The following is an 11,931-nucleotide window of genomic DNA, read 5'->3' on the forward strand; positions in this document are numbered from 1 at the left end:
TGTTTTGCCCGACGTGTCAAACGGCATCGCGAGAAAATTCAAGTCGTGCGACGGCGAAGCGGATAGCCTTGAGCGAGCCTTCACAGGACGCTCCCGGCGAGATCAAAACTGAATCCAGGGCTTGGTTTCGACCCGCCAGATCGAAAGAGAAAACGTCATGAAAACAACCCCGCGGCTACTGTGCATGGGGTTGTTTTCAAGGTTTGGGATTGGGCGGCTCCGGCCTCACGCTCCGCAGACGATCACGCCGTACCAGCCGAGCCCGCGATAGGTCTCGTAGCCCGGCGTCGCATGGAAGGCGATCATCGTGCCGGTGCGGTCCTGGTAGAAGCCGGAGCGCTGGCCGTTGAGCGACAGCGAGATGCGCTCGCTCAAAATGCCCTGGCCATCGGAGGCGGCGATGACGCGAAAATGCGAGTCGACCAGCAGCACGCGGGCCTTGTCGTTGTCGCCGACGCGCACGCCTTGCACGATGGCGCGCGCCTGCGGCTCCCAGTCGAAATGGATCGCGAGCACGCCGACCGGCGCGCCGTTGGCCTGGCCGCCGGCGCGGACGCTGGCGCAGTAGGTCGCGACCTGGGCATTGCCGAGCAGCGGTTGGCTCTCGATGTCGCCGGCGACATAGTCGTCGCCGGAGCGCAAGGTTTTCGCCTCGCGAAACCATTTGGTGTGGGCGACGTTCTGGCCGACGACGCGAAAGCGGTCGGCGCGGCCGTTGGCGATGACGTTGCCGTCGAGGTCGCAGAGCCAGAGGTCGAGATAGACGGTATAGGCGCCGAGGATGACGCTGAGGCGCTGCGAGGCGTAGGTGACCGCGGCCGGCGCAGGCGAGGCTGCGCAATCGACCATGGCGGAATCGGTCGCCCACCAGCGCACGTCGCAGGTGCGCTCATAGAGGTTGCGGTCGATCAGCTCGACCGCGTTGAGCGACAGATCCATCATGCGCTCGCCGCGCGAGCGCTGGCTCATGCGGTCGATCGAGGCGACGAGATCGCCGGTGCGCTTCGTCAGCTGCGTCTCGAGCTCGCGCGCGATGGTCTCGACCTGCTGGCCGACGCCGCGCACCTCCTGCGCCACCACGGCGAAGCCCGCGCCTTGCGCGCCGGCCCGCGAGCTTTCGATCAGCGCGTTCAGCGCCAGCATCTTCATCTGGTTGGTGATCTGCTGGATCGACTTGGTCTTGTCGACCGCGATCTGGTTGACCTCCGCGGTCAGGCGATTGATCAGCGCGGAGATGTCGGAATCATCGTCGTCGTCCGGTTCGGTGGTGGTCGGCTTGGTTTTCAGACCCAGCGCAGCGGACATCGGGGAACTTCCCTTGGCAATGAGGCCTGATCTGCAACGAACCCGGGACAACAAATTACAGATCGAATACGAGTCTTTTTCTAGGATTCAACCTAACGCCTGCTTAATTTGCTGTTCGGCGCAGTGCCTAAATGGTAGTCACGCCGGCCGGGCCATCCACCGCTTTGTGCGCCGCTGCCGTTGCAATTCCCGGGGGATTGCCGGCCAATCCCTTAGCCAGCTGGACGCCGCGCCATCGCGTCGGGCCAGAGTCCCGAGACCCTCTCAATCATGACGCCGCCCGCCACCGCCTTGCCCGTCGAAATGCCTCAGGCCTTCCTGGGCGTGGCACGCTCGCTCACCGACAAGCTCTGGCGCAACCGGCTGGATGCGCGGGGCGCGGCCACCGCGCTTGCCATCGTGCAGCGTCACCAGCTGCCGGAACTGCTGGCGCGGGTGCTGGCCGGCCGCGGTATCGACATCGACGCGGTGCCCGACTTCCTCGATCCGACCATCCGAAAATTGTTGCCCGATCCGTTCACCGTGACGGAGATGGAGGCCGCGTCGAGGCGGATCGCCGATGCGGCCGCGAAGGGCGAGACGGTCGCGATCTTCGGCGACTACGACGTCGACGGCGCGACCTCGGCGGCGCTGCTCGCCTGGCATCTGCGCCATTGCGGGCTCGATCCGCTGATCCACATTCCCGACCGCATCTTTGAAGGCTACGGTCCCAATGTCGAAGCCGTTCGCGGGCTGGCGGCCAAGGGCGCCACGCTGCTCGTCACCGTCGATTGCGGCACCACCAGCATCGAGCCGCTGGCCGAAGCCAGGCGCCTCGGCATGTCCGTCGTCGTGATCGACCATCACCAGGCCGGCACGGAGCTGCCGGAGGTCGATGCACTGGTCAATCCGAACCGGCTCGACGATCTCTCCGGGCTCGGCCATCTCGCCGCCGTCGGCCTCGTGCTGGTCACGCTCGTCGCCGTCAATCGCGAGCTGCGCCGGCGCGGCTTCTGGAACGCGGAGATGCCCGAGCCCGATCTGCTCGGCATGCTCCATCACGTCGCGCTTGGGACCGTCGCCGACGTCGCCCCATTGATCGGCCTCAACAGGGCCTTCGTCGCCAAGGGGCTGATCGCGATGCGGCGGCGCGACCATGTCGGCCACACCGCGCTGATGGACGTGGCGCGGCTCAATGGCCCGCCCGAGGCCTGGCATCTCGGCTTCATGCTGGGACCGCGCGTCAATGCCGGCGGCCGTATCGGCCGCGCCGATCTCGGCGTTCGGCTTCTGCTCGAGAGCGACGGCGTCGAGGCCGCGCGGATCGCCGCCGAGCTCGACCGTCTCAACAGCGAGCGCCGGGTCATCGAGCAGGCGGCAGAAGCGCAGGCCGAAGCCGAGGCGCTTGCTTCGATCGGGCTGGAAGACAAGCTCGGCGTCATCGTTACCGCGTCCGAAGGCTGGCATCCCGGCGTGGTCGGCCTCGTCGCCTCCCGGTTGAAGGAGAAGTTCTCGCGGCCCGCGTTTGCCATTGCGCTCGAGCCCGGCGGTATCGGCACCGGCTCAGGCCGTTCGATCGCCGGCGTCGATCTCGGCAAGGCCGTGCGGCAGGCGGTCACTGATGGCATTCTGCTCAAGGGCGGCGGCCACGCGATGGCCGCGGGCGTCACGCTGCGGAAAGAGAAGCTTGCCGAATTCCGCGCCTATCTGGAGAACGCGCTGGCGCAGGACGTCGCCGAGGCGCGGCATGTCAACGAGCTCTACATCGACGGCGCGATCTCGGCGCGCGCGGTGACGACGGAGCTTGCGACCACGCTCAATCGGGCAGGTCCCTTCGGCAGCGGCAATCCGGAAGCCGTGCTGGCGCTGCCGGCGCATCAGCTCGTCTTTGCCGACGAGGTGGGACAGGCGCATCTGCGTTTGCGATTCAAGTCGGGGGACGGCGCCATCGTCAACGGCATCGCGTTCCGCTCGGTCGGGCAAAAGCTCGGCAACGCGCTGCTCGCCAATCGTGGCCAGCAGCTGCATGTCGCGGGCTCCTTGTCGGTCGACCGCTATCAGGGCGCCGAGCGCGTGCAGTTTCGCGTCATCGACGTCGCGCTACCGGACCAGGGACCATCCGTGATTAGATAACGACCGTAAACAACAAACTTCAAACAACAAAAAAAGGGAGTGAACATGGCGGGGCAGGTTGAGGGCAAGGTCGCATTGGTGACGGGCGGCGCGTCCGGTATTGGCGAGGCCATTGTCGACCTGTTCGCGCGCGAGGGCGCCACCGTGATCGCCACCGACATCGACGAGCTGCGCGGCCCCGAGCTCGCCAGGCGCATCACCCAGGCAGGCGGCAAGGCGATCTTTCTGGAGCAGGACGTCACCAGCGAGGAGCGCTGGATCGAGATCGTCGACGAGATCGCGAAGCGCCACGGGCGGCTCGACATCCTGGTCTCCAATGCCGGTATCGGCATTGCCGTGCCCTCGATCGTCGACATGACGCTCGCTGACTGGCGCAAGCAGAATGCGATCAATCTCGATGGCGTGTTTCTCTCGGTGAAACATTGCCTGCCCTTGATGCGCAAGACCGGCGGCGGCTCGATCGTCATGATGTCCTCGCTTGCGGGCCTGCGCGGCGCACCGGGCCTCGCAGCCTATTCGTTGACCAAAGGCGGCGTGCGGCTGTTCGCCAAGTCGATCGCGATGGAGTGCGCGGCGGCCGGCGACGGCATCCGTGTCAACTCCGTGCATCCAGGCATCATCGACACGCCGATCTGGGGCAAGATCCCGACCGGCGCGACTGGCGCAGGTCAGAACGCGCCGATCGATCCGGAGGAGCGCGCCAAGGTCGCAACCCCGCTCGGCCGCGCCGGCCAGGCTGGCGAGATTGCTTCCGGCGTGCTGTATCTGGCGTCAGATGCCTCGCGTTACGTCACCGGCAGCGAGCTCGTGATCGACGGCGGCATGAATGCCGGCGGCGTCCCGCGGCGGGCGTGAGACGCGCAGGGCAGGGTGGCGGCCAGCGGGGCTGACGCGCAGGCGTGGGCCCTGTAAAACGCTGCCGTCTCCTGCCTGAAAGAGGTTTCCTTCGCCATGGCACACAGCCTTCATGCCTCCGCACCCGCAGCCGTTCGCTCGAACCGGCCGGACCTCGCGACCGATGCAATCCGCACCGCGCGCGAGGATCTCGCCGCCTGCTTCCGGATGGCCGCACGGAATGGCTTTGAGGAGGGCATCTGCAACCATTTTTCGGCCGTCGTGCCGGGCCATGACGATCTGTTCCTCGTCAATCCCTATGGCTACGCCTTCCGCGAGATCACCGCGTCAAAGTTGCTGATCTGCGACTTCCACGGCCACGTGCTCGATGGCGAAGGCGAGCCCGAGGCGACCGCGTTCTACATCCACGCCGAGATGCACAAGCGCCTGCCGCGCGCGAAAGTCGCCTTCCACACCCACATGCCCTACGCCACGGCGTTGTCGATGACCGAGGGCGATCCGCTGATCTGGGCCGGACAAACCGCGCTGAAATTCTACGGCCGCACCGCGGTCGACCGCGACTATAACGGCCTCGCGCTCGACAACCGCGAAGGCGCACGCATTGCTTCCGCCGTGGGCGATGCCGACATCATCTTCATGAAGCATCACGGCGTGATGGTGCTGGCGCCGACGATTGCGGAAGCCTGGGACGATCTCTACTATCTGGAACGCGCCGCCGAGGTGCAGGTGCTGGCGATGTCCACGGGGCGAAAGGTGCAACCGGTCGATCCCGCGATTGCGGCTGCAACCTACAAGCAGATGCGTGAAGGCGATTCAGAATCCGCGCGACTGCATCTCGCCGCGATCCGGCGCCAGCTCGACGCCGAGGAGCCCCAGTATCGGCACTGAGGCCGTCTACGATCCCTGCCGCAGCTTCGCCAGCACCTTAAGCCCGCCATAACCATCGGCGGGCGTGATCCCGGCGCGCTGCTGAAAATCCTTAATTGCCTTCATGGTGTCATTGCCGACGCGGCCGTCGGTGCCGCCGGTATCAAAGCCGGCCTTGGTCAGCCGCGTTTGCATTTCCTGCACCTCGGCGAGCGTGAGCACACGCTCGGAGCCGGGGAAAGGCTGAATGAACGGCGGCGCGCCCAGGCAGCGGTCGCCGAGATGGCAGATCGCGAGCGCATAATTCATCGAGGGATTGTAGCTCTTCACCGAATAGAAATTCGGGCCCAGCAGGAACGTCGGCCCGCCCGCAACCGGCGTCCACATCTGTGCGGATGCGTTCGGCTGCGGAAATGCCTGGCCGTCGGCGCGAGTGACACCGGCTGCTTGCCACGCCGAATAAGTGCGGCTGCCGCTCATCTCACTGGACGCGCGGACCTCGTAACCCCAATGCTCGCCGCGATGCCACTTGCCGCGATTGACGAGATACTTTGCCGTCGAGCCCAGCGCGTCATCGGGCTTGCCGAACGGCGAAACCTTGCCGTCGCCGTCGTAGTCGATGCCGACATTGAGCCAGACCTCCGGCATCCATTGCGAATGGCCCATGGCGCCGGCCCAGGATCCCTGCATCTCCTCCGGCGTGCTCCAACCCTTGTCGACGATGCGCAGCGCATTGATCAGCTCGGCCTCCCAATAGGCCTTGCGGCGCGGCTCGTTCCAGGCGAGCGCGGCGAGCGAGGGAAAAACGGGCGTCATGTGGTTCTGCTGCACCAGCGGATCGCCGTAGGCGGACTCCACGCCCCACAGCGCCAGCAGCGTGCCGCGCTCGACACCGAAATCGCGTTCGATGCGCGCAAGCAGCGCCTCGTTGTTCTTCAGCGCGATCTTGCCGTTGATGATGCGCCAGTCGGAGACGCGACGGTTGATGTATTGCCAGACCTGCTCGTGGAATTCCGGCTGGTTGCGCATCTGCTTGAACACGCTCATGTCCGGCTCGATCCGCGCCATCGCGCGCTGCCAGGTCGCCGCCGAAATGCCCTTCGCCATTGCGCGTGCGCGAAAACCCTCGCGCCATTCGTCGAAGCCGGGAGGCGACGCGAAGACGTTCGTCGGGACTGCGAGCAGAGCGGCTGCGCCCAGCGTTGATTGGAGCACGGCGCGGCGGGTGATGCGATTGGCCGAGGAATCAGCGTGTTTCATGCGGCTATCGTAGCCGGAAACGCGGCGCCTGTGAGCCGGTTCCTGGAACAGGAGGAACAGGCTTTCGACGCCATGTTCCCCGGAACAAAGTGTCGCAGCCCCGCATTCCTTCCGCTCACATTGGAAGAGGATGAGATGAGGCAGGGCTCCGGCCGGTCGCCGGGGCTCGCCTTCTTCAACGAGACTTCGGGGTGGGATGAAGATACGCGCGCATGCGGAAAGCCATGTCGTCGAGCTCGACGACGGATCGTGCTGGCAGATTTTTCCCGGCGATCTCGCGGCGACGCTGAGCTGGAAGCCTGAAACGGATTTGGATCTGGAGCCGAGCGGCGACCGGATGAGTTCGCATGTGTTGGTCAACGCTGCGGACCGAAGCCGGGTGCGGGTCATTGCGGCGGGCGAGGTGTGGCCGGATGGCGAGGTTAAGAACGCGTTGAAGCGCGGATAGGGCAGCCTCTCAAATCCCAAACTTTAAGCCTGTCCGTTTACGGTCGCTTCGCTTCCAGGGCGACGGCGACGGCGACTTCGGCTTCGGCGATATTGGAGATGGTGACGGCGGCGACGGAGGAGGCGACTAGGCCTCCTCCTCCTGCAGATCGGCTGCGACTCCCGCAAGCCAGCGGCGGACAGTGACTTCAGCCTTGCCGTCGAGCCCTGTCACCAGGCGCTTCTCCAGTTCGAGCACGCGGTCCCGGCACGCCTTGAGCAGCGTCGCGCCGCGCGGCGTCAGCGTCCATTGCTGGATGCGGCCGTGGACTGGATGCGGCGTCATCAGGATCGCGCCGTCGCGCTCGAGGTTGCGGATGATCACCCCGACGGTCTGCGGCGTCAGGAAGGTGAGGCGGGCGACATCGGCGCCTGATAGTCCTGGATAGGCGTTCAGCATGGTCAGCACGGCGAACTGCGGCGAGGTGACGCCGAGATCAGCCAGCGTGCGTTCCATCTTCAGCCGCACAGCGGCGTGGGCCTGACGCAAGAGATAGCCGAGATAACCTTGCTCGCCGCGCTTGCCTTCGCCGGGGGCGGGCACGTGCGGCCGGCTATGCTTGGCCGGCTCGGGCGTCGTCCGCCCCGGTTGCGACCTTGTGACGTTGACAGTCTTGCGCGACATATAATGGCTCTTATACTATATCAGTATTCTTACAATAGCACGAGGTGAACGGCAATGTCACACGCCCGCAGCGAATACGAGGATTTCAAGAAGATTGCGCCGGACGCTTATGATCTGGTGCTTGCGCTGGGCCAGGTTGCGGCCAAGGCCGGCCTCGACAAGCAGCTTCTTGAGCTGGTCAAGCTGCGCGCCTCGCAGATCAACGGCTGCGCCTTCTGTGTGCAGCATCATATCCTTCTCTCGGAGCGGCTCGGCGTGCCCGCGGACAAGCTCCATCTGGTCGCGGTCTGGCGCGAGGCACCGATCTACTCGGCGCGCGAGCGCGCCGCGCTGGCCTGGGCCGAGGCATTGACCCTGCTTGCCGACGGCTTCGGCGACGAGGTCTACGCCGAGGTGCAGCGTGAATTCTCGGAGACCGAGCTGATGTACCTGACCTCAGCAATCGCCTCGATCAACGTCTGGAATCGGTTTGGTGCGGCCTATCGCTGGACGCCGGCGAAGCGGCCGGTCGCGGCGAATGCCGCGGCGTCCTGATTGCAACGAGGGGAGGTTGTCATGACTGCAATGAATTTGGTCACCGTGCCGCGCCCTGTGCCATTGCGCTCGACGACGGTGGCCGTTGTCGGTGGACTCGTCTGCGCGCTTACGATCGGCAAGGTGCTGCCGGTGACGATGGACACCGTATCAGGCGCACTCGCGCCGCTCTGCGCCTCGGCCGCGGAAAGCTCGCCGCTCGACAAGGTCGAGCCGATCGGCTCCTACGCATTGCCCAACGTACCGGGCAAGCGCGTCACCATCGTGCGCGTGTTCTACGGTCCAGGTGGGTTTTCGCGACCGCACCGGCACGCCGGCTCGGTGACCGCTTACATCACCAAAGGCGAGATCCGCTCCCAGCTCGGCGGCGGCCCGGTCGAGACGTTCGGTGCCAGCCAGTCCTTCTTCGAGCCGCCGGGCGCGACGCATCTGGTCTCTGCCAACGCCAGCACCACAGAGCCGGCCGAACTGATCGCCGTGTTCGTGGCGGATGAGGGCGCGCAACTGACGACGTATCTGGAGTGACTTGTAGCCCGGATTGACCAAAGCCCAATCCGGGCTACGCCTCAAGCTGTCCTCATCCTCCGTAGGATGCAGGATCGGGATTGTCTGACGGGTTCTCGAACGATTTTTTCAGCGAGGCCGGCAGCGGGACATGGAAGTTGAGGCCGCGCGGCGGTACCGGCTCCATGAACCATCGGTTGTAGATCGTCTCGATTTCGGGGCTCTTGTAGAGCTTGGCGGTTGCCCGATCGACGACAGTCTTGAACGGCACATCGTCCTTGCGCAGCATGATGCCGTAGGGCTCCGGATCGGAAAATGCGCCGGTGCTGATGGCGTAGAGCGACGGATCCTTTGACGAGGCGATCATCGCCGCAAGCTGGATGTCGTCCATGACGAAGGCCACGGCGCGGTCGGTCTCGACCATCAGGAATGCTTCGGGGACGTCCTTTGCGTTCATCACGGTGATGCCGAGCGAGCGTGCAGCGTTGGCCTTGTTGAGCTGGGTGATATTGGTCGTGCCGGAGACCGAGACGACGGCCTTGCCCTTGAGGTCATCGACCTGATCGAGCTTCAGCGCTTTCTTCGAGACGAAGCGGCTCGCCGTAAGGAAATGCGTGTTGGTGAACCACACCTGCTTCTGGCGATCGGCATTGTTGGTGGTCGAGCCGCATTCGAGATCGACAGTGCCGTTCGCCATCAGCGGAATGCGGGTGGACGAAGTAACGATATTCTCATTAACTTCGAGCTTGTCGAGCTTGAGCTCACCCTTGATTTCGTCGATGATCTTCATGCAGATGTCGACCGCGTAGCCGACGATCTTTTGCTTGTCGTCGATGTAGCTGAATGGCACGGCGCTGTCTCGTATCCCGAGGGTGATCGCGCCGGTGTCCTTGATCTTCTTCAGCGTGCCGCTCAATTCCTCCGCATGAACCGGCACGGCGAAGGCGACTGCGAGAATGGCCGCCGTGGTGAGACAACGCATGAACTTCCCCTTCATCCTGTTTGGCTGCGGGGAGCCAAGCAATTCTGGGGCCAGAGAAGGTCGGGTCAGGCGGAGCGGGCCCGAAATCGGGTCTGGCCGAGCGTGGCGCGCTGTCATTGATGGGTCATCGAAATGCGGTCGGCTGCGCGAGCCGCGCGTCAGTTCTCTTCGCCGCTCGATCCCTCGCGCTGATCGGGCTTGATCGCATCCTCGGGCTGCGCGTGTGCGACGGGCTGCGGGGTGCTTGCGATCTCCGGGCCGACCTCGCGGCCTCGGGCGCGGATCATGCGCTCATAAGCCGAGACCAGCGTGACGTAGGGGCTGACCCAGATCCAGCCGTCGCGCGTGAATACCTGGACGTCGAAATGCAGGTGCATCGACGTACCCGCGGGGTGGTCAAGGTAGTTGGAGATCACGCCGATCTTCTCGCCTTCGGTGACGATGCGGCCATTGAGAACTCCGTCGGCGTTCAACGCCTGCGGATTCATATGCATGTAGCGGAAGCGGATGTGCTCGGTGCGGCTGTTGACCTCGAGCGTCGCAGCCTGGTCCTTGGAGCCACGGATCACAATGGCGTCGCGCGCGGCGACGACGCTGCGCTGCCTGGGATCGCAGGGTTCGCGGCCGTCGCCCGGCGACGGGCATTCGGCGGCGCGGATGTCCTCGCCCTGGTGGCCATAGCCGCCGCCGCACTGCCAGACCTCGAAGCTGCGTGACTCGCAGAAATTGTCACGCCAGGGATAGGCGGTCGGGCCATCGTCCTTGTCGCGCTTGGCGTAGGATTGCGAATGCACGAAGGCCGGCGCCTTCTCGAGCGGAAAGCGGATCTGCGAATAGGCCATCGGATCGGGATGGCCGCCCTGCTTGCGATAGCCGGAGTTCGGGATGATGTCGCCGCTCGGCCGGTAGCTGAAATCCGTCGAACGTGGGGCCGGGCGATCGATCAGATCAGAGGCAATGTCCATCAGTGGCCGCGCGCGCTGGCCGCCGGCGATATGCAGCGCCTTCAGGAAGCGCTCGGCAACGGGGTAGGCCTCCTTGCAGGCGAGCCGCCGCGGCTTCGCGACGCTGTCCAGGCACTGGATCGACACCACATAGGCGGCACCGAAGCGACTGAAGGCGTAGCGGACATAGCCTTCGCGGATGAATTTGCGCAGGTCCGGGTAGATTGTCGCCAACGGCTTCACCGGCTCGCCCTTGCCGCCGGCGGGATCGGCGATGTCGTAGACAAGTGCCGAACCGGTGATCTGCACCTCGACCGGCTTTGCGAAGGTGCGCGAAGGCATGCCGTCGCCGGCGCCTGGCTCGAGCGAGAATGTCGCGCTGTAGCCGGCGGGACCGGCGTCGAACACGTCGACCGGATTGAAATCGGCCTGGTAGCGCGGCAGAGCCAGCGGGGATCGTGCGCCGCTGCGTTGCGCCTCGAGATAGGCAGCGGCATCGAACGGCAGCAGCACGGGAACGGGGCTGCGGGCAATGCCGGTGAAGAATTGCGAGGAGACCCCGTTGAGCTGCACCAGCGCCGGCATTGCGCGCGGATCGAAGCGCGGCACAGAACGGCGCGGCACGAAGATGAAATCGCCGGCGACCTGGGGGTGGCTATTGATCTCGGTACGGAGCTGGTCGAGCGCTGTGCGCCAATCGACGCGCAAGGCTGTGAGTGAGGGGCTGCGGAATTCGTCCGCAGCGAGCGGCGTCGCAAAGGGGAGCGAAAGCGACGCCAGCAGAAGCGAGACGAAGCGGAAACCGTTCCTACCCACTGTCTCGCCCCCCGGCGGCACCTGTTCCGATCCTCGATCTCTTGCCTAGTCCTTGGCGCGCTCGGAGTAGGAGCCGTCTTCGGTCATCACCACGATACGGGTGCCGACGGCGATGTGCGGCGGCACGGTCGTACGCAGGCCGTTGGAGAGCACCGCCGGCTTGTAGGAGGATGAGGCGGTCTGGCCCTTGGTCACGGGCTCGGTCTCGACCACTTCCAGCGTCACGCGCTGCGGCAACGCGATCGACACCACGTTGACGTCGTGCGTCGACAGCTTGACCGTCATACTCTCCTGGAGATAGGCGGCCGCGTCGCCGATCACGTCCTTGGACACCTGCACCTGATCATAGGTTTCCGGGTTCATGAAGTGGTAGCCGTCACCATCTTCATAGAGGTAGGTGAAGTTGCGCTCTTCGATCGTGGCCTTTTCGACCTGATCGGTCGTCTTGTAGCGCTCGGAGATCTTTACCCCGTCCGAGATTCGGCGCATTTCGATCTGGCTGACCGGAGTGCCCTTGCCGGGATGGATGTTCTCGGCGGTCACGACGACATAGAGCTTGCCGTCTTGCTCGATCACGTTGCCCTTGCGAATAGAACTGGCGATGACTCTCAAAGCTATATTTCCTGCTTGCTTGGCCCGGC

General features: G+C 64.8%; 12 protein-coding genes. 6 read left to right on the top strand and 6 right to left on the bottom strand.

Features of this window, described 5'->3' with window-relative positions; all coding sequences use genetic code 11:
• Positions 1–225: 225 nt before the first annotated feature.
• Positions 226–1,305: a methyl-accepting chemotaxis protein gene (locus ABID59_RS06170; RefSeq protein ID WP_148753870.1), complete on the bottom strand. Its 1,080-nt coding sequence runs from the start codon at positions 1,303–1,305 to the stop codon at positions 226–228.
• 270 nt (positions 1,306–1,575) lie between these two features.
• Between ABID59_RS06170 and recJ the strand changes: the two genes are divergently transcribed.
• The 3 genes from recJ to ABID59_RS06185 all read left to right on the top strand — a co-directional run bounded on the left by recJ (position 1,576) and on the right by ABID59_RS06185 (position 5,160).
• The gene (recJ, locus tag ABID59_RS06175) at positions 1,576–3,417 is read left to right on the top strand and encodes a single-stranded-DNA-specific exonuclease RecJ (RefSeq protein WP_354082776.1); all 1,842 of its coding nucleotides are present in this window, start codon (positions 1,576–1,578) and stop codon (positions 3,415–3,417) included.
• A 45-nt stretch (positions 3,418–3,462) separates the two neighbouring features.
• Positions 3,463–4,272, top strand: a complete 810-nt coding sequence (locus ABID59_RS06180; protein WP_354082777.1) for an SDR family NAD(P)-dependent oxidoreductase — start codon at positions 3,463–3,465, stop codon at positions 4,270–4,272.
• Between the two features lie 96 nt (positions 4,273–4,368).
• Positions 4,369–5,160: an aldolase gene (locus ABID59_RS06185; protein ID WP_354082778.1), complete on the top strand. Its 792-nt coding sequence runs from the start codon at positions 4,369–4,371 to the stop codon at positions 5,158–5,160.
• A gap of 6 nt (positions 5,161–5,166) precedes the next feature.
• Here the strand turns inward: ABID59_RS06185 and ABID59_RS06190 are convergent, their stop codons facing one another.
• Positions 5,167–6,399: a lytic murein transglycosylase gene (locus ABID59_RS06190; RefSeq protein WP_354082779.1), complete on the bottom strand. Its 1,233-nt coding sequence runs from the start codon at positions 6,397–6,399 to the stop codon at positions 5,167–5,169.
• A gap of 196 nt (positions 6,400–6,595) precedes the next feature.
• Here ABID59_RS06190 and ABID59_RS06195 point away from each other — a divergent pair, with 196 nt between their 5' ends.
• On the top strand, positions 6,596–6,847 hold the full coding sequence (locus tag ABID59_RS06195) for a hypothetical protein (protein ID WP_148753875.1): 252 nt from the start codon (positions 6,596–6,598) through the stop codon (positions 6,845–6,847).
• A gap of 126 nt (positions 6,848–6,973) precedes the next feature.
• Here ABID59_RS06195 and ABID59_RS06200 read toward each other — a convergent pair whose 3' ends face one another.
• Entirely contained in the window at positions 6,974–7,510 is a 537-nt protein-coding gene (locus tag ABID59_RS06200; RefSeq protein WP_354082780.1) for a MarR family winged helix-turn-helix transcriptional regulator, read from the bottom strand.
• Between the two features lie 54 nt (positions 7,511–7,564).
• Between ABID59_RS06200 and ABID59_RS06205 the strand changes: the two genes are divergently transcribed.
• Positions 7,565–8,044 carry a carboxymuconolactone decarboxylase family protein gene (locus tag ABID59_RS06205; RefSeq protein WP_148753877.1) on the top strand — a complete coding sequence of 160 codons (480 nt, stop codon included), beginning with the start codon at positions 7,565–7,567 and terminating at the stop codon, positions 8,042–8,044.
• Positions 8,045–8,065: 21 nt separating this feature from the next.
• Positions 8,066–8,569, top strand: a complete 504-nt coding sequence (locus ABID59_RS06210; RefSeq protein ID WP_354082781.1) for a cupin domain-containing protein — start codon at positions 8,066–8,068, stop codon at positions 8,567–8,569.
• A gap of 52 nt (positions 8,570–8,621) precedes the next feature.
• Here the strand turns inward: ABID59_RS06210 and ABID59_RS06215 are convergent, their stop codons facing one another.
• From ABID59_RS06215 to efp, 3 genes are all read right to left on the bottom strand, one after another.
• Positions 8,622–9,530, bottom strand: coding sequence for an amino acid ABC transporter substrate-binding protein (locus ABID59_RS06215; protein WP_148753879.1), 909 nt, complete (start codon positions 9,528–9,530; stop codon positions 8,622–8,624).
• A 158-nt stretch (positions 9,531–9,688) separates the two neighbouring features.
• A complete protein-coding gene (locus ABID59_RS06220) occupies positions 9,689–11,311 on the bottom strand; it encodes a M23 family peptidase (RefSeq protein WP_354082782.1) in 1,623 nt (540 codons plus the stop codon).
• Positions 11,312–11,335: 24 nt separating this feature from the next.
• On the bottom strand, positions 11,336–11,902 hold the full coding sequence (gene efp, locus ABID59_RS06225; protein ID WP_148753881.1) for an elongation factor P: 567 nt from the start codon (positions 11,900–11,902) through the stop codon (positions 11,336–11,338).
• Between the last annotated feature and the right edge of the window lie 29 nt (positions 11,903–11,931).

Origin of the sequence: Bradyrhizobium sp. S3.3.6 (assembly GCF_040546905.1) — a bacterium.
In the GTDB taxonomy this organism is placed as follows: domain Bacteria; phylum Pseudomonadota; class Alphaproteobacteria; order Rhizobiales; family Xanthobacteraceae; genus Bradyrhizobium; species Bradyrhizobium cytisi.